Raw genomic sequence first — 24,268 nt, 5'->3', positions numbered from 1 at the left:
TCGCGGCTATAATGTGTCTTTATGCTTAAAACCTAAAGCGTAGAGACCGTCTTCAGCGCACCGTCCAGCGCTATGCCGCTTTCATCGAGCAGTGCCGCCTGGCGCAGGCGTTTCATCCAGGCCGCACCGTCGTCGCGGTCCGCCAAGGTCGTCAGCGCCGACATCACCCGGTCGAATTTCGAAAGCCCGCGCGCGTGGGTGTCGGAATAGCCCTTCACCAGGCGGCGATTGTTGATCACTTCGACCGCGAGATCGTAGTTCCGCGACAGAAGCGAAGTCGCCGCACCGAGCCAGGCTTCGCGATGCTCGGCTTCCCGTGCGTGCCGCAGCGTGCCGCGGCGGATACGGCGCAGAGCCGCCAACGTGTAGAGCGTCAGGAACCAGAAGAGCGTGCCAGTCTGCACCCGGCGGCCTTTGTTGATGCGGCGGTCGAGCCAGGCGAAAACCTTCGGACGGCTTTCGACCCAGAGGCCGAGCTTCTTAGGCATGGTGCCGACGACCTCTTCCATCCGCGGATGCATGTATTCGGTCATGTAGAGGATCTGGTCCTGTTTGACGCCGACTTCCTTGGCCACACGATCGAAACGCGAGCCACGGGTTTTCAGGTCGGCGACGCGGATCACATCGTCATAGGCCATGGCGACGGCGACGTATTTCGCGGACTGGACGGTGAAGGCATAATCATGCTCCTCGCCGCCATTGGCACGGTCGAGAGCATGAAGTTTGCCGACCCGATCGAGATATTCGCCGGCATAGGCCGGATCCTGGAAATCCGTGAGCTTCTTGACGCCCGCAAACAGCAGCGGCCAGGCGACCTCAGGGAATTCGGCGCGCATGCGATGCACCAGCCGGTCGAGATCCGGATGGCCGGCGGTTTCCGGCATGACATCGAAACGCTTCGGCGCCGAGGCGGTGACTTCGTCCCGCGGCTTGGCCTTGGTACGCTCATAGGCGGCGTTGAAGGCACGCAGGCTGGGCTCGACACCCTTGCCGCCGCCGCGAATGGTCGCCTCGAAGGCCTCCTTCGGGAAAGGCAGCACATCGGCGGCTGCAAGAGCGCCGAACATCGAGGCGGAAATCACGCTGCCGTTTTTGGTCGCCAGGGTATCCATGTCGAAGGCGATGGTGCGCTTGGCGGCGAAATCGGTCGCACCGACCACTACGGTCGGATCGCCGATACCGTCGCCCGGCTTTTCCTTTTCGCCGACCGCAAAGGAGCGATGCGTCGAGGCGATCAGCGTTGTCTTGTCGGGGGTCACGAGACCGCGCAATACAGAGCGTCCGGCTTCCATCAGTTCGGCGGCCAGCACGACATCCACATCGCCCGGCGTCGGCATCAGCGAGAAGATCGGCGACACGCCATCGCGGGCGGGCAGCATCTCGATGTAGTAGATCGTCGCACCGGTGCGCTGGGCAACGCCCGGCACGGAGGTCGACTGCGCCATCCAGCCCTGCTCTTCGGCAAGACCGACGATCCAGTCGGCGAGCACGCCGCCGCCCTGGCCGCCCATGGCCATGATCGCCAGTGTCAGCGGCTTTTCGGAAGCGTAGAGCGTCTTGAGGTTCACGGTTTCGTTCATCGATCAAGCCTCCGCGAAGACGACGCGGCCGGCAGCGCGGCGGGCCTGCAGCCAGCCGATCACCGAAGCGCGGAATTTCGAGAGGAACTTGTCCCAACCGGTCGGATTCATGATCACATCGGCGCGGTAGAAGGATGGACAGAGAACGGCGGCCTCGGAAACCTCGCCGCAATTGCCGCAGCCGACGCAGCTATTGTCGATCGCCGCGACCGGATCGTCTTTCAAAGGATCATCCGTGTGTTTGACCGACAGCGACGGGCAGCCAGAAAGCCGGATGCAGGCGTGATCGCCGGTGCAGACATCCTCGTCCACCCCGAAGCGTTCCTTCACCATGCGCTTGCCGTCCTTGACCGCCTGGTTGAACTGCGGCTTCACCCGGCGCTGCTTGTTCAACATGCATTCGGAGGAGGCGACGATGATCTTCGGACCCTTTTCCTTGCTCGTCAGCGCTTCCTTCAGCGTGTCGCGCATCTTGGCGACATCGTAGGTGCGGTCGATCTGGCGCACCCAGGTGGCGCCGATGCCCTTCACCGCGTTGACGATCGAGTTGTTGGTCTTGCGGTTCGGGTTGATGGCCCGTGACGACAGGATGTCCTGCCCGCCGGTCGCCGCCGAATAGAAATTGTCGACGACGAGGATGACGCCATCCTGCTTGTTGAACACCGCATTGCCGACCGAGGTCGCCAAGCCGTTGTGCCAGAAGCCGCCATCGCCCATGACCGCGATCGAGCGCTTGTCCGACTCGACGTTGAAGGCGGAAGCGGAAGCCGGGCCGAGGCCGTAGCCCATGGTGGTACCGCCGATATTGAAGGGCGGCAGGATCGAGAACAGGTGGCAGCCGATATCGGCCGAGACGTGGTGTTCGCCGAGTTCCTTTTCGACCAGCTTCATGGCCGCAAAGATCGGCCGCTCCGGACAGCCGGTACAGAAACCGGCCGGGCGTGCCGGCACGACTTCGGCCAGAGCCTTCACCTTGGGATCGTTGAGAACATCGCTCGGATCCGGCACCGGCGGCTGGTTGCCGAGCAACAAACGGTCGTACATCTCGATGAAGGTCTTCAGACCCTTCATCATCACGGGCGCGGTATATTCGCCGCCAAGCGGCAGGATGTCCTTGCCGTGCAGACGCGTCTGGATGTCGCGGCGCCGCATCAGCGTGTGAAGCGTCTGCTCGATATATTCCGGCGCGCCTTCCTCCACCATGATCACGGCCTTCTTGCCGAGACAGAAATCGACCACCTCGTCGTCGATCGTTGGGTAGGCGACGTTCATCACGTAGATCGGCACCGACGAATTGCCGTAGACATCCGCCAGGCCAAGCTGCTGCAGGCCGCGCATGACGCCGTTGTAGAGACCGCCAAGCGTGATGATGCCGATCTCGCCTTCCTCAGGGCCGAAATGCTCGTTGAGCTTCCTTTCCTTGATGAAGTTGACGGCAGCCGGCCAGCGGCGCTCCAGCTTGTCCTTCTCTTGCCCGAAATTCGCCGGCGGCAGGACGATGCGGTTGACGTCGCGGACCGGGTTTTCCAGCGCCTCGCGGAGCGTGAACTTTGGCCGCTGGTTGTCCTTGGCGACGAACTGGCCGTGCACGTGACAGGCGCGGATGCGCACTTCCAGCATGACAGGGGTGTTGGAGGCTTCCGAAAGCTGGAAGCCGTCTTCCACGGCCTGAACCATTGCCGGCAGGTTGGGACGCGGGTCGAGAAGCCACATCTGCGACTTCATCGCGAACGCATGGCTGCGTTCCTGCATGATCGAAGAGCCTTCGCCGAAATCCTCGCCGAGGATGATCAGCGCACCGCCATTGACGCCGCCGGAGGACAGGTTGGAGAGCGCATCCGACGCGACATTGGTGCCGGCCGTCGATTTCCATGTCACGGCGCCGCGGACCGGATACATCACCGAGGCAGACAACATCGCCGCCGCTGCGGCTTCCGAGGCCGAGGTCTCGAAATGGACCCCGAGGTCCTCCATGATGTCCTTGGCGTCGGCGAGCACATCCATCAGGTGCGAGATCGGCGAACCCTGGTAGCCGCCGACATAGGAAACGCCGGATTGCAGCAGCGCCTTGGTGATGGCGAGAATGCCTTCACCCCGGAAAATCTCGCCCTCTCCAAGTTTGAGATCCTCGACTTCGCGCGCAAAAGATCGCTCGGCCATGGCAGTTCCCCTTCGCCTTTTCGGCTTCAATCCATAATCATTTGCAAAAGCATATTTTCGCCGGCCGCCATTTGTCAATTCACAAATGCTGCCGGAACAATGAGCCTTGCTTTAACCGAACATCGAGCGGGACGGAGGAGCGGGCAACTGGAGGCATTATATATGCATATGCATATTATTTGGCCGATCCCGCATGAAAACTGCCGGCGTTACCGCAAATCCGCTTGACGGGCCGATCAAACGCCATATAGTTTAAACTTAAAATAATCAGCGACTGAACGTCAGGAGGACTTGGATATGCGCATCGTCTGTATCGGTGGCGGCCCGGCCGGTCTCTATTTCGCGCTCCTGATGAAGAAGCTGCATCCCGAGCATTCCATTTCCGTCGTCGAGCGCAACAAGCCTTACGACACGTTCGGCTGGGGCGTGGTCTTCTCCGATGCCACCATGGTGTCGATGAAGGCGTGGGACCCGGAAAGTGCTGCCGAAATCGAGGATGCGTTCAACCACTGGGACGATATCGAGCTGCTCTTCAAGGGCACGCGCCAGCGCACCTCCGGCCACGGCTTTGTCGGCATCGGCCGCAAGAAGCTCTTGAACATCCTGCAGCGCCGCTGCGAGGCGCTCGGCGTCGAGCTTGTTTTTGAAACCGATTCCAATGGCGATGTCGATTATCCGGATGCAGACCTGATCATTGCCTCGGACGGCTTCAACTCCAAGATCCGCAACCGTTATCCGGAGGTCTTCGAACCGGATCTCGTCGTGCGCCCTAACCGTTATATCTGGCTCGGCACCAACAAGCTCTTCGACGCCTTCACCTTCGATTTCCGCAAGACGGATCACGGCTGGTTCCAGGCGCATATCTACAAGTTCGACGACAAGACCTCGACCTTCATCGTCGAAACGACGGAAGAGGCCTACGAAAAGCACGGCCTCGGCCGGATGGACCAGCAGGGATCGATCGATTTCTGCCAGGACCTGTTCTCGGAAGTCCTCGAAGGCTCCGAATTGATGACCAATGCCCGCCATCTGCGCGGCTCGGCCTGGCTGAACTTCAACCGCCTGATCTGCGGCAAGTGGAGCCATTTCAACGGCAACTCGCATGTCGTGCTGATGGGCGACGCCGCCCATACCGCCCATTTTGCGATCGGTTCCGGCACCAAGCTCGCCATCGACGACGCGATCGAGCTCAGCAACCAGTTCAACAAGCTCGGCCATTCGAAAGACAAGATCCCGGCAGTCCTCGAAACCTACGAGGAAATCCGCCGAGTCGATGTCGCCCGCATCCAGAATGCGGCCCGCAACGCCATGGAATGGTTCGAAGTGGTCGGCCAGCGTTACGCCGATACGCTGGAGCCGGAACAGTTCATGTATTCGATGCTGACCCGCTCGCAGCGTATCAGCCACGAGAATCTCCGCCTGCGCGATCCCAAATGGCTTGAAGGTTACGAACGCTGGTTCGCCAGGAAAAACGGTATCGAGGTGACCGGCAACGGCCGCACCCTGCCGCCGATGTTCACGCCCTATTCGCTGCGCGAAACCCATCTGCCGAACCGTATCGTCATGTCGCCGATGGCGATGTATTCTGCGAAAGACGGGCTGCTGGACGATTTCCATCTGGTCCATCTCGGCTCCCGCGCGCTCGGCGGCGCCGGCCTCGTATTTGGGGAAATGACCTGCGTCTCGCCGGATGCCCGCATCACCCCCGGCTGCCTCGGTCTGTGGAACGCTGAACAGGCGTCGCAATGGAAGCGGCTCGTCACCTTCGTCCATGAGAATTCCGCGGCAAAGGTCGGCATTCAGCTCGGCCATGCGGGCCGCAAAGGTTCGACCAAGGTCGCCTGGGAAGGTATCGACCAGCCGGTCGAAGAGGGTGGCTGGTCGCTGATCTCGGCTTCGGCGCTCCCCTACCTCAAGACCAGCCAGGTTCCGAAGGCTATGGACCGCGCCGACATGGATCGTGTCATCGCCGACCATGTGCGCTCCGCAAAGTTCGCGGCCGAATCCGGCGCCGACTGGTTGGAGCTGCATTGCGCCCACGGCTATCTTCTATCGAGCTTCCTCTCGCCGCTCACCAACATCCGCACCGACGAATACGGCGGCAGCCACGAAAACCGCGCGCGTTATCCGCTGGAAGTCTTCAAGGCGGTCCGCGAGGTCTGGCCGCAAAACAAGCCGATTTCCGTTCGCCTCTCCTGCCATGACTGGTTCGAAGGCGGAAACACGCCTGAAGACGCGGCGATCTACGCGCGGATGTTCAAGGAGGCCGGAGCCGACCTGATCGACTGCTCGTCCGGCCAGGTATGGAAGGAAGAAAAGCCGGTCTATGGCCGCCTCTTCCAGACGCCCTTCTCCGACAAGATCCGCAACGAGATCGGCATCCCGACCATCGCCGTCGGCGCGATTTCGGAGGCCGATCATGCGAACTCGATCATCGCCGCCGGCCGCGCCGATCTCTGCGCCGTCGCCCGCCCGCATCTCGCGGATCCGGCCTGGGTTCTTCACGAGGCGGCCAAGATCGGCTTGACGGACATTCCCTGGCCAAAACAGTATTATTCCGGCAAGGCGCAGTACGAGACCAACCTCGCGCGTGCCGCGGCCACCGTTGCTCCTCCGGCGGCCGGCCCCGCGGCAGCGAAATAAGGATCGCATCATGAGCGAAGCGCCCTTTGCCAAACTTGCCAACCGTCACGCCCTCGTCACCGGCGCGGGCTCGGGCATCGGCGCGGCGATCGCAACGGCGCTGGTGGAAGCCGGCGCGCGGGTGACCCTCGCCGGCCGGCGGGCCGAGCCTCTGGAGGCACTTGCCGCAACGCTTGGCAGGGAAAAGGTCTGCGTTGCCGACGGTTTCGACGTCACCGACGAGATCGCCATCGACAACGGCCTGAAGACGGCACGGGCCGCGTTCGGTCCTGTCGACATCCTCGTCAACAATGCCGGCGAAGGCCCGAGTGCGCCGTTCGAAAAGACCTCGCTTGAGATGTGGAACCGGGTGATGTCGGTCGATCTCACCGGCGTATTCCTCGTGACCCAGGCCGTGCTGCCGGATATCAAGGCTTTTGGCGCAGGCGCCCGCATCATCAACATCGCCTCGACCGCGGGGCTCACAGGTTATGCCTACGTCTCTGCCTACGTGGCAGCCAAACATGGCGTTGTCGGCCTTACCCGTTCCCTGGCGCTGGAGCTTGCGAGGACCGGCATCACCGTCAACGCCGTCTGCCCCGGCTTTACCGACACACCGCTGATCGCCCGTTCGATCGAGACGATCGTCGCAAAGACCGGACGGACGGAAGAGCAGGCGCGACAGGAACTTACCAGGAGCAATCCGCAGGGGCGGCTGGTGAAGCCGGAGGAGGTTGCAGACACGGTTCTGTGGCTGGCATCGCCCGGAGCCGCGTCGATCAACGGACAGGCAATCGCGGTTGCCGGGGGAGAAGTCATGGCGGGTTAGTCGGCCTCGGCATGAACCAGGAAACGAAACCGGGAGATCAGGATGGAACTGGAAAAGGGCATAACAGAGAATGGTAGCGGGTATAATGGCACCAGCTGGAATATCCTCGGCCAGGTCTATTTCCCAAAGGCGGTCTGCGACGACACCTTCGCCTTTGAAACCAACAGCCTCCCGGGACAGTTCGTGCCTGTGCACGTCCACCCGACCCAGGACGAATTCATCCTCGTGCAGGAAGGTGAACTCGATCTCAAGCTCGACGGCCAATGGGTCAAGGCGAAGGCCGGAGATCTGGTCCGCATGCCGCGCGGCATCCCTCACGGATACTTCAACAAGTCCGACAAGCCCTGCCGGGCACTTTTCTGGGTCTCACCGGCCCGCAAACTCCAGAAGCTTTTCGAAGAGCTGCATGAAATGACCGATGTGGAGGAGATCGTGAAGGTTTCCGCCGCGCACGAGGTGGATTTCCTGCCGCCTTCCGCCAACGACTGACCCGGGAGAGGTCCCGCCGCCCGGAAAGGGACGGTCGGCGAAAAGGAGAGGAGACGAACATGAGTGACGTGATGAAGGACATGAAGCACGGTTTTCGCGATTACCAGCCGAAACATTTCCTCTGGGAAGTGAGCGAAAACGGCCGCGTCGGAACGGTTCGTCTCAATCGTCCGGAGCGCAAGAACCCGCTGACCTTCGAAAGCTATGCGGAATTGCGCGATCTTTTTCGCGATCTCGTTTACGCCTCCGACATCCGCTCGATCGTCCTGACCGGCGCCGGCGGCAATTTCTCCTCCGGCGGCGACGTCTTCGAAATCATCGAGCCGCTGACCCATATGGCGATGCCGGACCTGCTGGCCTTCACCCGCATGACCGGCGATCTCGTCAAGGCCATGAAGAAATGCCCGCAGCCGATCGTGGCTGCCGTCGACGGCATCTGCATGGGAGCCGGCGCGATCCTCGCCATGGCGTCGGACATGCGGCTGGCGACGCCGGAAACCAAGACCGCCTTCCTCTTCACCCGCGTCGGCCTCGCCGGCGCCGACATGGGCGCTTGCGGGATCCTGCCGCGCATCATCGGTCAGGGCCGCGCCGCCGAGCTTCTCTTCACCGGCCGTACGATGAGCGCTGATGAAGGCCAGGCATGGGGTTTCTACAACGCACTCCATGCCCAGGACGCCGTCGAGGCGGAGGCCGTGAAGCTGGCCCATTCGCTGGCGGACGGCCCGTGGTTCGCGCATACGATGACCAAGACCATGCTGAACCAGGAATGGGCCATGGGCATCGAGGAGATGATCGAGTCGGAAGCCCAGGCGCAGGCGATCTGCATGGCGACCAAGGATTTCCGCCGTGCTTTCGAGGCTTTTGCCGAAAAGCGCAAGCCGGTCTTCGAGGGCGACTGATGGCCAATCCCACAACCCTCAAAGGACCGGCGCGCGATTTCCTCGACTGGCCTTTCTTCGACGAGAGCCACAAGGCGCTCGCCGAAAAGCTCGATGCCTTCGCGGCTTCGGGCGCGCTGAGCCATATCGACCATTCGGATACCGACGGCGCCTGCCGGGGGATCGTCAAGGCGCTCGGACAGGCCGGCCTTCTCGACGCGGCGACCGGCGCCGGCGGCAGCCAGCCGATCGACAGCCGCGCCGCCTGCCTGACCCGTGAGACGCTGGCCTGGCATGACGGATTGGCGGACTTCGCCTTCGCCATGCAGGGTCTCGGCACCGGCGCCATCGGCCTTTCCGGTTCCGAGGAACTTCGCCGAACCGTTCTGCCGAAAGCGCAGTCCGGCGAGTGGATCTCCGCCTTCGCGCTCTCTGAAAAGGAAGCCGGCTCGGATGTCGCCGCCATGGCCTGCGCTGCCCGAAAGGATGGCGACCACTATATCCTCGATGGCGAGAAGACCTGGATTTCCAACGGCGGCATCGCCGATGTCTACACCGTCTTTGTCCGCACCGGCGAAGCGCCCGGCACGCGCGGCATCTCCGCTTTCGTCGTGTACGCAGACGATCCCGGCTTCTCGATCGCCGAGCGCATCGACGTGATCGCCCCGCATCCGCTGGCGACGATCCGCTTCGAAAACTGCCGCATTCCCGCGTCGCGCCTGCTGGGCGCGCCCGGTGAAGGCTTCAAGATCGCCATGCGGACCCTCGACATTTTCCGAGCCTCCGTCGCCGCCGCCGCTCTCGGTTTTGCCAAGAGGGCACTGGACGAAGCGCTCGCCTATGCCAAGGCGCGGCCGATGTTCGGCAATCACCTCTCCGACCTGCAGCTCACCCAGGCCGCCTTCGGCGACATGGCAGCGCAGATCGATGCCGGGGCGCTCCTCACCTACCGCGCCGCCTGGCGCCGCGACGTACAGGGCCTGCCGACCACCAAGGAAGCCGCGATGGCCAAGATGGTGGCGACGGAGAACGCACAAAGCGTCATCGACCGAGCCGTGCAGATCTTTGGCGGCCGTGGCGTGAAGAGCGGCGAGATCACCGAGAGCCTCTACCGGGAAATCCGGGCGCTACGCATCTATGAGGGCGCGACCGAGGTCCAGAAGCTCATCATTGCCCGCGAACTGTTGAAGGCGTGAGGACGATCATGGCTTACACGACCTCCCGCCGATTGAACTTTGGAGATTGCGATCCTTCCGGCATCGCCTATTTCCCATCGTATCTCAACATCATGGTCGGCGTTTGCGAGGAATTTTTCGGCGCGATCGGTTCGCCCTGGCCGGACATGATCAGTCACCGCAAGATTGGCGTGCCGACCGTGACGCTGGACGTCGCCTTCAAGAGCCCAGGCTACCATGGCGATATGATGGATTTCACCGTCAAGGTTATGCGGGTCGGTAACAGTTCCGCCGATCTCGAATACGAGGTGCGGGCAGGCGACCGGCTGCTCTGGACCGCCAGGCAGCGTCTGGTCGCCACCTCGAACGAAACCCACAAGGCCCTTCCCTGGCCCGATGATATGCGCGCCGCGCTGACACAGCATTTGGAGAGACAAGATGCACACGATTCTGCAGCCTGAAGGCTGGGCAAAACCGATCGGTTACGCCAACGGCGTCGCCGCCACCGGCCGCCAGGTCTTCGTCGGCGGACAGATCGGCTGGAACGGCCAATGCCAGTTCGAGACCGACGATTTCGTCGGCCAGGTGCGCCAGACGCTTCAGAACATCGTCGCCGTACTGGCCGAGGCCGGCGCTGGCCCGCAGCACATCACCACCATGACCTGGTACTTTACCGACAAGGCCGAATATCTCGGCAACCTCAAGGGCATCGGCCAGGCCTATCGCGAGATCATCGGCAAGCATTTCCCGGCCATGGCCGCCATGCAGGTCGTGGCGCTGGTGGAAGACCGCGCCAAGATCGAAATCCAGGCGACCGCCGTCATTCCGGCCTGAGGCAATCATGAGCAAGACGACCGAGTTTTCCGCCACGGTTTCAGCCACGACCCGCAACGGAGTTCTGGTCGTCACGATCGACAATCCGCCGGTCAACGCCACCTCCGTCGATGTCCGCAGCGGACTGGAAAAGGCGCTCGCCCACTCCGAAACGGCTCCCGATGTGATCGGTGTCGTTGTCACCGGCGCAGGAAAGACGTTCATCGGCGGCGCCGACATCAAGGAATTCGGCAAGCCGGCCACGGAACCGACCTTGCCTGATGTCATCGAGACGATCGAATGCCTGTCGAAGCCGGTCGTCTCGGCGCTGAATGGCGCGGCACTCGGCGGCGGTCTCGAAGTGGTGCTTGCCTGCCACTATCGCATTGCCTCGCCGGCAGCACAGGTCGGCTTGCCCGAAGTCAAGCTCGGCATCGTACCCGGCGCCGGCGGCACGCAACGCCTGCCGCGCCTGATCGGCATTCCGGCGGCACTCGACCTCATCACCTCGGGACGTTCGGTGAAGGCCGACGAGGCCCTGAAGCTCGGGATCATCGACGAGGTGGCCGCAGGCGATCTCGTTGAGGCTGCAATATCCTCGGCATTGGCGCTGGCCGGCAAACCTCTCCGCCGCACGGGCGATCTGGATGTCGCCGCTGCCGATCCGGTCGAAATCGAAAAAGCCTCGGTCAAGATCCTCGCCCGGGCGCGGGGCCAGAAAGCGCCCGCGGAAGCGGTCCGGCTGGTCATCTCGTCCAACCGTCCGCTCGCCGAAGGCCTGGCGGACGAGCGCGCCACCTTCCTCGCACTGCGCGACAGCCGCGAGGCTGCGGCCCTGCGCCATGTCTTCTTCGCCGAACGGGAATCCTCCAAGGTCGAAGGTCTGGAAGGCGTCGAACCTCGCCCGGTCAAGACGATCGGCATCTGCGGCCTTGGCCTGATGGGCAGCGGCATTGCCGTCGCGGCCCTTGGCGCCGGTTATTCGGTGATCGGCCTCGATCAGACTGTCGAAGCTGCCGAAAAGGGCCGCGAGCGCATCGTCGGCCTGCTGGAACGCAACCTCGCCTCCGGCCGCCTCGACCAGGCCGGCTTCGAAGCCCAGAAGGCGCGGCTTTCCGTGACTGCGGAAGATGTCGATCTCGCTCCCTGCGATCTCGTCGTCGAAGCCGTATTCGACGATCTCGCCGTCAAGACCGATCTCTTCCAGCGTCTCGACAAGGTCATCCGCCCGGATGCCGTGCTGGCGACCAATACCAGTTACCTGAACCCGGACGAGATCGCCGCCGCGACCGCCCACCCGGAACGGGTTCTCGGCCTGCACTTCTTCTCGCCCGCCCATGTGATGCGCCTGCTCGAAGTCGTGCGTTGCGCCAAGACCGCACCGGACGTGCTGGCAACGGGGCTGGCGGTCGCCAAGAAACTGCGCAAACTGCCGGTCGTCACCGGCGTCACCGAAGGCTTCATCGGCAACCGCATCTTTTCCGCCTATCGCCGCGAAGCCGAGTTCCTGTTGGAGGACGGCGCCCTGCCGCACGAGATCGACGCTGCGCTGGAGGATTACGGTTTCCCGATGGGTCTCTTCGCCGTCTACGACATGGCCGGCCTCGAAATCGCCTGGGCACGCCGAAAGCGGCAGGCGGCTACGCGTGATCCTTCTGCCCGTTATGTCGAGATTGCCGACACGCTCTGCGAAGCGGGTCGCCTCGGCCAGAAAGCCGGCCGCGGCTGGTACGCATACCCGGACGGCAAGCGCACCATCGATCCGGAAGTGACGGCCATCATAGAAGCCGCCCGAGCTAAAAGGGGCGTTACCCCCCGCGCATTCTCGAAAAGCGAAATTCTCGAAAGAATGCTCGGTGCGATGGCTTGCGAAGGTGAGGCTCTGTTGGCCGAGCGGGTGGCCGCAAGAGCCAGCGATATCGACCTAGTGATGATCAACGGCTATGGATTTCCAGCCCACAAGGGCGGTCCCATGTTTGCCCGAGCCTAAGGCTCGCAGCTCCCATCACCACATATGACATTGAAATTCTTCATATATTCCGATGCACCTGCGCTTCGGAAGCGCTTCCGCGCGCCGGTATTTTGCTCGCCCGAAAGAGTTGCGCTCATTTGATCAAACATGCTTGCATGTTTCGTTATTTCGCCTATTGTTTGCCCAAGCCCCGCAAGTAGGCATCTCAAAACAACGACAGGGAACGCTGCATGCTCGCAATTCCAGGGCTCACTCCGTCGAGATATTTTAACTATAAAATATCTACCGCATCGTTGTTCCATATTCCGACTGTCTCGTAGCGCGCTTAGGAGATCATGATGCCTTTCCCGTTTTCTGCATTCAAACGTAAGATGCTGCTGGGTACCATCGCCGCAGCCGCGATTGCCGCTCCGCTCGGGGGCATGGCCCAGGCGGCGGATTTCAAGTTCGCAGGTCCGCTCGATGCCTATACGCTCGATCCCCATGCGGTTTCGAACACGCTGATCTTCGCCGTTCTTGCCAATGTCTACGAGCCGCTTGTGCGCCGTAACGCCGAGCAGAAGATCGAGGGGGCACTTGCGACCGACTGGAAACAGATCGACGGCACGACCTGGGAATTCAACCTCCGCAAGGACGTGAAATTTTCGAACGGCAATGCCTTCACCGCAGATGACGTGGTCTTCTCGCTGACCCGCGGGCAGGCCGGCGGCATCAAGGCCAACCTGAATTCGATCGCTTCGATCGAGAAGGTCGACGACCACAAGATCCGCATCAAGACGCGCGCCATCAACCCCATCCTGCCGAACCAGATCACCAACTGGTACATCATGGACAAGGAATGGGCCGAGGCGAATAACACGGTGCAGCCGGGCGCCGCCAACAACGCCACGGAAACGTTTGCCAACCGCAATGCCATCGGCACCGGTCCCTACGTCATCAAGGAACGCGATCCGGGCGTGAAGACGGTCTTCGCGCCGAACGCCGGCTGGTGGGACAAGAAGACCGGCAATGTCGACAACGCGACGTTCTTCGTGATCCCCAACCCGTCGACCCGCGTATCCGCACTCATCTCCGGCGAAGTCGACATGATCGACGGCGTACCGCCGCAGGATGCCGAGCGCATCGAGAACGATCCGAAGCTGCACATGCAGGCAGGCCCCGACCTTCGCACCATCTACATCCAGCCGGATGTCGCCCGTGACAGCCTGATCTTCGGCAGCGAAAAGACCAAGAACCCCTTCAAGGAACTGAAGGTTCGCCAAGCCATGGAACTGGCGATCGACACCGGCGCGATCCAGAAGCGCATCATGCGCAATTTCTCGGTCCCGGTCGGCCTGCCGATCGGCAAGGAAGTCAACGGTTTCGATGCCGCCCTCGGCGCACCGGTCAAGCCGGATGTCGACAAGGCCAAGGCGCTGATGAAGGAAGCCGGCTACGAAAACGGCTTTTCCGTCACGCTCGATTGCACCAGCGACAGGTTCATGAACGACGAGGCGACCTGCCTTGCGGTCGCCGCCTCGCTTGCCCGCATCAATATCAAGGTCGATCCGCGCGCCCAGCCGACCGCCAAATGGGCGACCCAGGTCAACCCGCCGGAATACAATACCAGCATGGCGATGCTCGGTTACTCGCCGGCCACCTATGACGCCCACATCTTCCTGACTTCGATCGCTGCCACCCGCGATCCCAAGAGCGGCCTCGGCGCCTTCAACATCGGCGGTTATTCCAACCCGGAAGTCGACAAGCTGATCGACCTGATCGGCAAGGAGACCGACCAGGCCAAGCGCACCGGCTATATCACCCAGGCCTTCAAGCTCATGAAAGCCGACGTCGCCTTCATTCCGCTCCACCAGTTGAACATTCTCTGGGGCGTCAAGGACAACGTCACCGTCGTCCAGCCGGCCGACCTTGCCTACCCGCTGCGTTATTTCACGGTGAAGTAATGACCATTGTATCCGATATAACGAGGCAGCTTGCCGGCCTCGTTGCTTTCCCGACTGTCAGCGCCGTTTCCAATCTCGACCTGATCGAATATGTCGAAGCCCAGACCGCCCCCTTCGGAGGGCGCGTCCGGCGCTTCGCAAATCCCGAGGGAAACAAGGCCAACGTGCTGATCACGATCGGCCCGGAAGCGCCCGGCGGCATCATCTTCAGCGGCCATACAGATGTGGTGCCGACCGAAGGCCAGGCCTGGACCGGCGACCCATGGACGCTGAGGGAAGCGAACGGCCGCCTGATCGGCCGCGGCGCGACCGACATGAAGGGCTTTCTCGCCTGCTGTCTCGCGGCCGTGCCCAGCATTGCCGCCAAAAACCTCAAGAAGCCTGTACACCTCGCCTTTTCCTATGACGAGGAGGTCGGCTGCACCGGAGTCGGCTCGATGGCCGAGTGGGTTGGCCAAAGCGACCTGAAGCCGCGCCTTGCCGTGATCGGCGAAGCGACCAGCATGGACATGATCGCAGCCCACAAGGGCGGCCTGATCGGCTGGTGCCGCATTAAGGGCAAGCCCGGCCATTCCTCGCAACCGGACCGCTACGTCAACGCCGTCATGGTCGCCGGCGACATGATCGCCGAGATCAACCGCATCCGCGAGGACATGCGCAACGGCCCGCGGTTCGAAGGGCTCGACCCACCCTATTCGACCACCCAGGTCACCGTCATCAGGGGCGGCCTGCACGGCAATATCGTCTCGGAAAACTGCGAGTTCTTTTGGGAAATGCGCCTCATCCCGGGTCAGAACACCTATGAGGTTCTGGACCACATGAAGCGTTTCGCGGCCGAAAGCCTCGAACCGGCCATGAAGGCGATCGATCCGTCCTGCGGCATCGTCTTCGACGTCCAGGCCAGCATACCGGGCCTCAAACCCAACAACGATCCTGCGCTCGATGCGGAACTGTTGGCGCTTCTCGGCCGCAGCGAACCCCGCTATGTTTCCTATGGCACGGAAGCGGGCATCTTCCAGATCGCCGGCGTCCCCTCGGTCGTCATCGGTCCGGGCGATATCGCCGACGCCCATCAGCCGGACGAATCGGTTGCGATCTCCGAGCTCGAGAAATGTGCCGTCTTCCTCGACCGGCTCGGGGATAGCTGCTGCTAAGGAACTTGTCGTGCTGAATTATGCCGCATCACGCATCGTGCAGACGATTATCGTCCTGCTGGTGATCAGCTTCATCGCCTTCCTGCTGGTCGCCAATATCGGTGATCCGTTGGCGGCCCTCCTCTCCGCCGACGCGACCGTCAACGAGCGGTTGGAACTGATCGCCAAGCTCGGCCTCGACCAGCCCCTCTGGACGCGGTTCCTGCATTTTATCGGCAACATGCTGCAGGGCGATTTCGGCTTTTCCTATCGCACCCAGGACCCGGTCGCCAACCTGATCGCCGAACGCCTGCCCGCCACCGTCGAGCTCGCCTTCGTCAGCCTGCTGATCACCATCGTGGTCGGGGTGCCGGCCGGCATCTATTGCGGCGTCAATCCAAATTCGGTTTTCGGCCGCTTCATCATGCTGATCTCGACGGCCGGCATCACGCTCCCGAATTTCGTCGTCGGCATCCTGCTGATCGCGGTGTTTTCCGTTCAGCTTGGCCTGCTCCCGTCCTTCGGGCGCGGCACGGTGGTCGATCTCGGCTTCTGGAAGACCGGGCTTCTCAGCGTTTCCGGCTGGCGGGCGATCTTCCTGCCGGCAGCGACCCTTTCCACCTTCCAGGTCGCTTTCATCATCCGCATGCTGCGCACCCAGCTGATGGAAGTCGGCCAGAGCGAACACATCCGCTTTGCCCGCGCCCGCGGTCTGTCCGAAGCGCGCATCTGGTATGTCTACGCCATCAAGAACACGCTGCTGCCGGTCATCACCATGCTCGGCCTGCAGCTCGGCAACATTATCGCCTTTTCGGTGGTGACGGAAAACGTCTTCGCCTGGCCGGGCCTCGGCTCGCTCTTCCTGCAATCGATCCAGGGGGCCGACATTCCGGTCATCGCCATCTATCTCATCTTCGTCGGCCTGGTCTTCATGGTCATCAATCTGATCGTCGAACTGCTTTACCCGCTGATCGACGCCCGTGTGTTGAGGAGGCAATCATGACGCCTGTCGTCAACACTCCCGCGGCCGGCCCCATTCGCCGCAGCAGAGGCAGCAAGCTTCTGCGTGCCATGCGCAAGGCACCCGGTCCCACTCTCTGCGCCTTCGTGATCATCGCGCTGCTGATCTACGCCTTCGTCGTGCCGCTGTTCTCGCTGAACCCGTTCGAGTTCTCCGGCATGTCGGTGCTGGACAGTTTCATTCCGCCGGCATGGATGGCGGACGGTTCTCCCGATTTCCCGCTCGGTACCGACGACCAGGGCCGCAACTTGATCACCGCCATGGCCTATGGCATGCGCACCTCGATCATCGTCGGCTTCCTGTCGGTCACCATCGGCCTCGTCCTCGGCGGCAGCCTCGGCCTGATCGCCGGTTTCGTCGGCGGCAAGGTGGATGCCTTCATCATGCGCGTCGCCGACGTGCAGCTTGCCTATCCCGCCCTGCTGCTCGCGATGATCATCGACGGTGCGGCCCGTGCAGCACTCGGCACTGAACGCAGCGTCGGCACCGCCATCGCGATCGTCGTGATGTCGATCGGAATCGCGTTCTGGGTCCAGTATGCCCGCACCATCCGCTCCTCCGTGATGATCGAGCGCGACCAGGATTATGTTTCGGCCGCCCGCATCACCGGCCGCAGCAATCTTGCGATCATCGTCCTGCATATCCTGCCGAACGTCATGGCGCCGGTCCTGGTTATCGCCACCATCAATCTCGGTATCGCCATCATCACCGAGGCGACCTTGAGCTTTCTCGGCATCGGCATTCCGGTCACCTCGCCCTCGCTCGGCACGCTGATCCGCAACGGCAACAATTTCCTGCAGTCCGGCGAATGGTGGATTTCGGTCTGGCCCTGCCTGGTCCTCGTCCTCTTCGTCGTCTCGGTGAACATCCTCGGCGACCACCTGCGCGACGTCTACAATCCGCGCCTGCGGGGCCGCTCATGATCAACGCAGCCACTCCCCTCCTCGACGTCCGCGACCTTACCGTCACCATCAACCGCGACGGACGGCTGGTCACCGCGCTCGACAAGGTGTCCTTCTTCGTCAATCCCGGCGAAGTGCTCGGCATCGTCGGCGAATCCGGCGCCGGCAAGTCGATCACCGGTGCTGCGATCATCGATCTCCTCGTACCGCCGCTGAAGCGCACCGGCGGTACCATCACCCTTGCCGGCGAGCGGCTCGACCAGCTTTCCCCCAAGGCGATGCGCGGCGTGCGCGGCGGCAAGATCGGTTTCGTCTTCCAGGACCCGATGACCAGCCTCAACCCGGTCATCACGATCGGCCAGCAGCTCTGCGACACCATCCAGGCGCACCTGAGACTCGGCGGCAGCCAGACCAAAAAGAGGGCGCTCGACTGGCTCGACCGCGTCGGCCTGCCCAATCCGGACGTCCAGTTCAAGCGTTACCCGCACCAGCTTTCCGGCGGCATGCGGCAGCGCGTGGTCATCGCTCTGGCACTCTGCGCCGACCCGGCGCTGGTGATTGCCGACGAGCCCACCACCGCCCTAGATGTCTCGGTCCAGGCCCATATCCTCGAACTGCTGCGGGACCTGCATCGCGAAAGCAATGTCAGCATGATGCTGATCACCCACGACCTCGGCGTCATCGCCAAGATGGCCGATCGCGTCGCGGTGCTTTATGCCGGTCGCGTTGCCGAAATCGGCCCGGCCGGCGAGTTGTTCAATGCCCCTAAACATCCCTATACGCGCGGCCTCATCCGGGCGACGCCGATGCCGTCGGCCACCGGCGAGATGCGGCTCGACCAGATCCCCGGCGCCATGCCGGGGCTCGGTGCGGTTCCGCCCGGCTGCGCCTTCAACCCGCGCTGTTTCAGGGCGGAAGGCGATTGTCGCGCGACCATACCACCGCTTTATCATGAGGAAAGCTCTGCCTTTTCCTGCTTCCATCCGCTGGAAAGGGTGACCGCATGAGCGCTTCCGATTTCCTTATTCTCAACCACGTCAGCAAGGTCTATCGCCGCAACCAGAGCCTTCTCGAGCGGCTGAAGAAGAACGAGAGCGGCGGCACCAAGGCCGTCAGCGACGTCAGCCTCACCGTCCGCCATGGCGAAACCATGGGCCTGGTCGGCGAGAGCGGCTGCGGCAAATCCACGCTCGCGCGCCTCGTCTCCGGCCTGATGGCGCCGACATCCGGGGAGATCAGCTTTCCGCCGAATGCATCCGGCAACAAGCCGCGCCTGCAGATGATCTTCCAGGATCCCTATTCCTCGCTCAACGGCCGCTGGACGATCGAGGACATCATTGCCGAGCCGATCCGGGTGCACAAGCTGCGCCAGGGCCGCACCGCGATCCGCGCCCGCGTCGACCAACTGCTGGTCCAGGTCGGCCTTTCCGCCGCAGACGCCGAAAAATATCCGCAGGAATTTTCAGGCGGCCAGCGGCAGCGTATCTGCATCGCCCGGGCGCTTGCCGGAGAACCGGACTTCCTGGTTCTCGACGAACCGACTTCGGCGCTCGACGTCTCGGTTCAGGCGCAGATCCTCAACCTGCTCCGCGACCTCCAGAAGAACCTCCACCTCACCAGCCTGTTCATCACCCACAATCTCTCGGTCGTGCGCATCATGGCCGACCGGATCGGCGTCATGTATCTTGGAGAACTGGTTGAGGAGGCGACGTCTGACGAACTGTTCCACAAGCCGCGCCACCCCTATACGCGCCTGCTGATCGATGCCGCGCCGGACATGGACACCAGCGACCGGTCGCTGCATCCGATCGCCGGCGAGCTGCCTAACCCGGCCTTCCCGCCTTCCGGCTGCCGTTTCCACACCCGCTGCCCCTTCGCGCAGGATATCTGCCGCAATACCTCGCCGCCGCAGAAAGCGACCGAGAGCGGCGGCATGTTCCGCTGTCATTTCGATCTCGATCTGTCGAACGCGACGGTCTTTCCGCCGGCCGCACAGGTCAGGATGGCCTGAATTTTCAAGGATACCCCATGACGACCGTCTCCCGCCAAGCAACGATAGACAAAGCCGTCGGCTATCTCGATGACGGTTCCTTCGAAGAAACCTTGCGACGGCGCGTGGCGATCCCGTCCGCCAGCCGCGTCGCGGCCAACAAGCCGGACCTTTGGCGCTACATCACCGAGGACATGCAGCCCTTTTTCGAGCGCCTCGGCTTCACGACGAAAATCTACGAAAACGATAGAGCTCCCGGCCCCTTCCTGCTGGCCGAACGCATCGAGGACCCAAGCCTCACCACCGTCCTGCAATACGGCCACGGCGATGTCGTCGCAGGCCTCGACGGCCAGTGGGAGACAGGTCTCTCGCCCTTCGAGATGACCGAGAGGAACGGCGCCTGGTACGGCCGCGGCACGGCCGACAACAAGGGCCAGCATGCCGTGAACCTCGCCGCGATCGAAGCACTGCTTGCGACAAAAGGCTCGCTCGGCTTCAATCTCAAATACCTGATCGAGATGGGCGAGGAGTCCGGCTCGCTGGGGCTGGAGGAAATGTGCGCGGCGCATAAGGACGAGCTGAAGGCGGACGTCTTCATCGCCTCAGACGGTCCGCGCCTCGCTCTCGACCGCCCGACGATCTTTCTCGGCGCCCGCGGCGGCATGTCCTTCCATCTGGAGATCGATGCGCGCGAAAGTTTTCAGCATTCCGGCAACTGGGGCGGCCTCCTCTCCAATCCCGGCATAGAACTCTGCCACGCGATCACCGCGCTCGTCGGCCGCACCGGCCAGATCAAGGTGCCCGAAATGACGCCGGGTTCGATCCCGGAAAACGTCCGTGCGGCACTGAAGCATTGCCACATCAGGCCCGCTGCCGGCGATCCGCCGATCGAGCCCTGGTGGGGCGAGCCCGGCCTGACGCCGGAGGAAAAGGTCTTTGCCTGGAGTTCCTTCGAGGTGATGGAGATGGAATGCGGCAACCTCGCCCAGCCGCTCTACGCCATCCCGCCAAGGGCGCGCGCCCGCATGCAGCTTCGTTTCCCTGTCGGCGTCGATCCGGATGTGGTCGTCCCGGCCGTCCGCAAAGCGCTGAAGGACGCAGGTTACGACCGCGTCGTGGTCAAGGATCCGACTGACGCGATTTTCCCCGCCAGCCGCCTCGATCCCGATCATCCGTGGGTCAGACGGGTCGCCGCTTCGATTGAAAAAACCGTGGGCGCGCCACCGGCGATACTGCCCAATCTCGGCGGCTCGCTGCCGAACAACATTTTCTCTGATCTGCTCGGCCTGCCGACCATCTGGATCCCGCATTCCTATCCGGGCTGCCTGCAGCACGCGCCGAACGAGCACCTGCCGATCTCGATCGTCCGGGAAGGGCTCGCGATCATGGCCGGGCTCTATTGGGATATCGGCGAGACTGCGGCCTGACCTTCAGCTTCGGCGTCAGGGCCTGCGCACGGCGCCGCTTGCTATGACCGGACCGGTCGCCACACCGGTCGGCGAGCCGCCGAACGGTTCGAGGCTGACGGCAAGCGTCGCGCCCTCGGCCATGTCGCGACGCAGACCGGCGGGTATCACGAGCTCTCCTTGCCTGATCCGGCTCAAAGACGCCGAGAGACAGCGGCTTACCGCCTCCGGGCACCAGCCAGAGCTCCAGCGATTTCTCCTCCCGCCCGCCGGCCGCGACCGGTACGATCCGCAGACGCCCGTTTCCGGCATCGTAGGACGCAAGCAGGTTGATCTGGCTATCGGTCGAGGACAATTCCGCCACCAGCGGCGCGGATCCCTGCGGCCTTCGGGTCACGCCCGATGCATAGAAGACGGCAGCCACCGCAACAGCCGTCGTGGCGAACGAGAGCCGTCGCCAGAACAGCGCGGAATTCCATACGCCCCATGAGGACGGGGCAGCCCGGGCGGGACCGAAGAGCCGCGTTTCGATCCGGCCGAAAATCGCCGGACGCGGCATCACGTCCTCGTAGTCGTCGTTGAATGCGGCGAGGTCTGCCTGCCATCGCTCGACGAGCCGGGCAAACGCGCGGTCATTGGCGATCCGCTGCTCGACAGCGCGGCGGGCCTCGAGCGACAGAACGCCGAGCACGTACTCGCCGGCCAGGATCTCGTCCTGCGGCCGCCTGCCCTGACTTTGTTCGCCCGACGTCATCGCTCCATGCACTCTCTTAGTTTCAAAAGGCTCCGGCGCAGCCACGTGCGCACCGTATTCAGCGGTACCTTCAATTCTTCCGCCAGTTCAAGATAACTCAAACCTTCCACATAGGCACGTCGAACCGCACGCGCATGCACCGAGGCAAGCTCCTGCATGCACCTGTCGATGCGACGGCCTTCATCCGCATTGGCCACCTGCTGTTCGGGATCGAGCGTGCCGTCATCGGCAAGGTCGTATGCATCGGCCAGGTCTTCGGCGACAGGCTTTCTCGCCCGGAGGATGTCGATCGCATGATTGCGTGCGATCGCCGCCAGCCAGGCGAGGGGTGAACCGGTATCGACTGCGAAAGTCCTGGAGCGCTGCCAGACCCTCACATAGATTTCCTGAAGCGCCTCTTCCGCGTCGGCCCTGTCTTTCAAGATACGCAGGCAGATCGAAAATAGTTTCGGGCTCGTCGCATTATACAACGAGGCGAACGCTTTGCGATCACCCATCGCCACGCGATTGACCAGAGCCGCGATCTCATTGCTTTGCATTCGGAAAAAACCTCGCCGTCCCCATCTATAGAGAACGCTGATCTCAAAAAACAAGACGCCTTCGTCGCAAAACCTGCAAACAGGGTCTTCTATCCCGCCGCAGCCGATGTCCCGCGATGCGTTGTTTCTCAATCCTGGAAGACCTGCTGGGCCGCGCTGGCGCAAATGAAGGCCGGAAACGCAAAAAGCCCCGTGATGGGGCTTTGTTATTATCGCAGGAATGTTTGGTTGCGGGGGCAGGATTTGAACCTGCGGCCTTCAGGTTATGAGCCTGACGAGCTACCGGGCTGCTCCACCCCGCGTTATAAGCTTTTTGCCGAAGGCAAAATAGCGAAGCGCAAAACCGTTTTGGTTTTGTCGCGTTGGCGTAACCGGTTGAGCGGTTACGCCTTGTTCCGGAGCAAATTGCCGAAGGCGATTTGTCTCCTGTAAGGGACGCAGAACGATTGCACCCCGAAGTTTTCATATTCTGCAAAGCAAAAGGGCCGCTTTGTGGGCGGCCCTTGGGTCGGCCAGGGGCCGCAGATTTCGTGGATCGAGAAGATATGTTGCGTTTTGCAGACCTGGCAGCGACCTACTCTCCCGCGTCTTGAGACGGAGTACCATTGGCGCAGGGGCGTTTCACGGCCGTGTTCGGAATGGGAACGGGTGCGGCCGCCCCGCAATAACCACCAGGTCAGCGAAGCGCAACATTTTTGAGAAGCTGGTTGAGGTAAACCTCATTTTTTAGTCTTTGAACACGTCTTTAAACCTTTCCAGACCCGATGGCGCTTTGGGCACCCATACAGGCCAGAGGCCGTCGCGCCATGTGGCGCGGGCCGTCCGCAGGCAGCAAACCAAAGGTTTGCGTACGCCGTCAGGACAAAGGTCTTAGGCACATCGAACTTCGTTCGATGAGCATAATCAATGAGAACGATCAAGCCAATCGGGCGATTAGTACCGGTAAGCTTCATGCATTGCTGCACGTCCACACCCGGCCTATCAACGTGGTCGTCTTCCACGGCCCTGATAGGGAATACTCGTTTTCAGGTTGGTTTCCCGCTTAGATGCCTTCAGCGGTTATCCATTCCATATATAGCTACCCTGCTATGCCCTTGGCAGGACAACAGGTCCACCAGAGATATGTCCATCCCGGTCCTCTCGTACTAGGGACAGATCCTGTCAATATTCCTACACCCACGGCAGATAGGGACCGAACTGTCTCACGACGTTCTGAACCCAGCTCACGTACCGCTTTAATTGGCGAACAGCCAAACCCTTGGGACCTGCTCCAGCCCCAGGATGCGATGAGCCGACATCGAGGTGCCAAACAACCCCGTCGATATGGACTCTTGGGGGTCATCAGCCTGTTATCCCCGGCGTACCTTTTATCCGTTGAGCGATGGCCCTTCCACGCGGGACCACCGGATCACTATGACCGACTTTCGTCTCTGCTCGACTTGTCAGTCTCGCAGTCAGGCGGGCTTATGCCATTGCACTCGACGACCGATTTCCGACCGGTCTGAGCCCACCATCGCGCGCCTCCGTTACTCTTTCGGAGGCGACCGCCCCAGTCAAACTACCCACCATACACTGTCCCGGATCCGGATAACGGACCGCGGTTAGACATCCATGACGATAAGGGTGGTATTTCAAGGATGGCTCCACGAAGACTGGCGTCCCCGCTTCAAAGCCTACCACCTATCCTACACATGCCGACACGAATGCCAGTGTAAAGCTATAGTAAAGGTGCACGGGGTCTTTCCGTCTGACCGCAGGAACCCCGCATCTTCACGGGGAATTCAATTTCACTGAGTCTATGTTGGAGACAGCGGGGAAGTCGTTACGCCATTCGTGCAGGTCGGAACTTACCCGACAAGGAATTTCGCTACCTTAGGACCGTTATAGTTACGGCCGCCGTTTACTGGGGCTTCGATTCAAAGCTTGCACCTCTCCTCTTAACCTTCCAGCACCGGGCAGGCGTCAGACCCTATACGTCGTCTTTAGACTTCGCAGAGCCCTGTGTTTTTGATAAACAGTCGCTACCCCCTGGTCTGTGCCACCCCATTATGGTTGCCCA

At 62.1% G+C, this 24,268-nt stretch carries 18 protein-coding genes, 1 tRNA gene, 2 rRNA genes and 1 pseudogene (1 of these 22 cut by a window edge); 15 read left to right on the top strand and 7 right to left on the bottom strand.

Annotation, left to right across the window (positions count from 1 at the left end):
* Positions 1 to 32: 32 nt before the first annotated feature.
* Both ACZ9EJ_RS19645 and ACZ9EJ_RS19640 read right to left on the bottom strand, forming a co-directional pair.
* Positions 33 to 1,580, bottom strand: coding sequence for an indolepyruvate oxidoreductase subunit beta family protein (locus ACZ9EJ_RS19645; RefSeq protein WP_046641740.1), 1,548 nt, complete (start codon positions 1,578 to 1,580; stop codon positions 33 to 35).
* Positions 1,581 to 1,583: 3 nt separating this feature from the next.
* The gene (locus ACZ9EJ_RS19640) at positions 1,584 to 3,740 is read right to left on the bottom strand and encodes an indolepyruvate ferredoxin oxidoreductase subunit alpha (protein ID WP_046631566.1); all 2,157 of its coding nucleotides are present in this window, start codon (positions 3,738 to 3,740) and stop codon (positions 1,584 to 1,586) included.
* 297 nt (positions 3,741 to 4,037) lie between these two features.
* Between ACZ9EJ_RS19640 and ACZ9EJ_RS19635 the strand changes: the two genes are divergently transcribed.
* The 15 genes from ACZ9EJ_RS19635 to ACZ9EJ_RS19565 all read left to right on the top strand — a co-directional run bounded on the left by ACZ9EJ_RS19635 (position 4,038) and on the right by ACZ9EJ_RS19565 (position 20,937).
* Positions 4,038 to 6,383, top strand: a complete 2,346-nt coding sequence (locus ACZ9EJ_RS19635; RefSeq protein ID WP_046641739.1) for a bifunctional salicylyl-CoA 5-hydroxylase/oxidoreductase — start codon at positions 4,038 to 4,040, stop codon at positions 6,381 to 6,383.
* A gap of 10 nt (positions 6,384 to 6,393) precedes the next feature.
* Positions 6,394 to 7,191, top strand: a complete 798-nt coding sequence (locus tag ACZ9EJ_RS19630) for an SDR family NAD(P)-dependent oxidoreductase (RefSeq protein WP_046641738.1) — start codon at positions 6,394 to 6,396, stop codon at positions 7,189 to 7,191.
* A 42-nt stretch (positions 7,192 to 7,233) separates the two neighbouring features.
* On the top strand, positions 7,234 to 7,680 hold the full coding sequence (locus ACZ9EJ_RS19625; RefSeq protein WP_038594288.1) for a cupin domain-containing protein: 447 nt from the start codon (positions 7,234 to 7,236) through the stop codon (positions 7,678 to 7,680).
* Between the two features lie 59 nt (positions 7,681 to 7,739).
* Complete coding sequence (locus ACZ9EJ_RS19620) at positions 7,740 to 8,582, top strand: enoyl-CoA hydratase family protein (RefSeq protein ID WP_046641737.1); 843 nt, start codon at positions 7,740 to 7,742, stop codon at positions 8,580 to 8,582.
* Entirely contained in the window at positions 8,582 to 9,757 is a 1,176-nt protein-coding gene (locus ACZ9EJ_RS19615; RefSeq protein ID WP_046641735.1) for an acyl-CoA dehydrogenase family protein, read from the top strand. The genes ACZ9EJ_RS19620 and ACZ9EJ_RS19615 overlap by 1 nt, the downstream gene beginning before the upstream one ends.
* An 8-nt stretch (positions 9,758 to 9,765) precedes the next feature.
* Complete coding sequence (locus ACZ9EJ_RS19610; RefSeq protein WP_046641734.1) at positions 9,766 to 10,197, top strand: acyl-CoA thioesterase; 432 nt, start codon at positions 9,766 to 9,768, stop codon at positions 10,195 to 10,197.
* The gene (locus tag ACZ9EJ_RS19605; protein WP_046641733.1) at positions 10,175 to 10,570 is read left to right on the top strand and encodes a RidA family protein; all 396 of its coding nucleotides are present in this window, start codon (positions 10,175 to 10,177) and stop codon (positions 10,568 to 10,570) included. Before ACZ9EJ_RS19610 ends, ACZ9EJ_RS19605 begins: the two co-directional genes overlap by 23 nt.
* A gap of 7 nt (positions 10,571 to 10,577) precedes the next feature.
* Positions 10,578 to 12,539, top strand: a complete 1,962-nt coding sequence (locus tag ACZ9EJ_RS19600; RefSeq protein ID WP_046641732.1) for a 3-hydroxyacyl-CoA dehydrogenase NAD-binding domain-containing protein — start codon at positions 10,578 to 10,580, stop codon at positions 12,537 to 12,539.
* Between the two features lie 353 nt (positions 12,540 to 12,892).
* Positions 12,893 to 14,464, top strand: a complete 1,572-nt coding sequence (locus tag ACZ9EJ_RS19595) for an ABC transporter substrate-binding protein (protein ID WP_255743269.1) — start codon at positions 12,893 to 12,895, stop codon at positions 14,462 to 14,464.
* Positions 14,464 to 15,618, top strand: coding sequence for an acetylornithine deacetylase (argE, locus tag ACZ9EJ_RS19590; protein ID WP_046641730.1), 1,155 nt, complete (start codon positions 14,464 to 14,466; stop codon positions 15,616 to 15,618). The genes ACZ9EJ_RS19595 and argE overlap by 1 nt, the downstream gene beginning before the upstream one ends.
* Before the next feature lie 10 nt (positions 15,619 to 15,628).
* A complete protein-coding gene (locus tag ACZ9EJ_RS19585; RefSeq protein WP_046641729.1) occupies positions 15,629 to 16,600 on the top strand; it encodes an ABC transporter permease in 972 nt (323 codons plus the stop codon).
* Complete coding sequence (locus tag ACZ9EJ_RS19580; protein ID WP_046641728.1) at positions 16,597 to 17,541, top strand: ABC transporter permease; 945 nt, start codon at positions 16,597 to 16,599, stop codon at positions 17,539 to 17,541. The genes ACZ9EJ_RS19585 and ACZ9EJ_RS19580 overlap by 4 nt, the downstream gene beginning before the upstream one ends.
* Positions 17,538 to 18,527 (top strand): ABC transporter ATP-binding protein, encoded by a 990-nt coding sequence (locus ACZ9EJ_RS19575; protein ID WP_046641727.1) that lies wholly within the window; start codon positions 17,538 to 17,540, stop codon positions 18,525 to 18,527. Before ACZ9EJ_RS19580 ends, ACZ9EJ_RS19575 begins: the two co-directional genes overlap by 4 nt.
* The gene (locus tag ACZ9EJ_RS19570; RefSeq protein ID WP_046641726.1) at positions 18,524 to 19,531 is read left to right on the top strand and encodes an ABC transporter ATP-binding protein; all 1,008 of its coding nucleotides are present in this window, start codon (positions 18,524 to 18,526) and stop codon (positions 19,529 to 19,531) included. The genes ACZ9EJ_RS19575 and ACZ9EJ_RS19570 overlap by 4 nt, the downstream gene beginning before the upstream one ends.
* Positions 19,532 to 19,548: 17 nt before the next feature.
* Entirely contained in the window at positions 19,549 to 20,937 is a 1,389-nt protein-coding gene (locus tag ACZ9EJ_RS19565) for a M20 family metallopeptidase (protein ID WP_046641725.1), read from the top strand.
* A 15-nt stretch (positions 20,938 to 20,952) separates the two neighbouring features.
* Here ACZ9EJ_RS19565 and ACZ9EJ_RS19560 read toward each other — a convergent pair.
* The 5 genes and pseudogenes from ACZ9EJ_RS19560 to ACZ9EJ_RS19540 all read right to left on the bottom strand — a co-directional run.
* Positions 20,953 to 21,670 (bottom strand): annotated as a pseudogene (locus tag ACZ9EJ_RS19560) (anti-sigma factor).
* Positions 21,667 to 22,209, bottom strand: coding sequence for a sigma-70 family RNA polymerase sigma factor (locus tag ACZ9EJ_RS19555; protein ID WP_046641723.1), 543 nt, complete (start codon positions 22,207 to 22,209; stop codon positions 21,667 to 21,669). The pseudogene ACZ9EJ_RS19560 and the gene ACZ9EJ_RS19555 overlap by 4 nt, the downstream one beginning before the upstream one ends.
* A 225-nt stretch (positions 22,210 to 22,434) precedes the next feature.
* A tRNA-Met gene (locus ACZ9EJ_RS19550) sits at positions 22,435 to 22,511 on the bottom strand.
* 259 nt (positions 22,512 to 22,770) lie between these two features.
* Positions 22,771 to 22,885 (bottom strand): 5S ribosomal RNA (gene rrf / locus ACZ9EJ_RS19545).
* A gap of 236 nt (positions 22,886 to 23,121) precedes the next feature.
* Positions 23,122 to 24,268 (bottom strand): 23S ribosomal RNA (locus tag ACZ9EJ_RS19540); it runs 1,654 nt beyond the window's last position.

The organism is Neorhizobium sp. USDA 3394 (genome assembly GCF_056280385.1).
The sequence above is the reverse complement of the archived record's forward strand: the minus strand, read 5'-3'. Positions and strand labels throughout refer to the sequence as shown.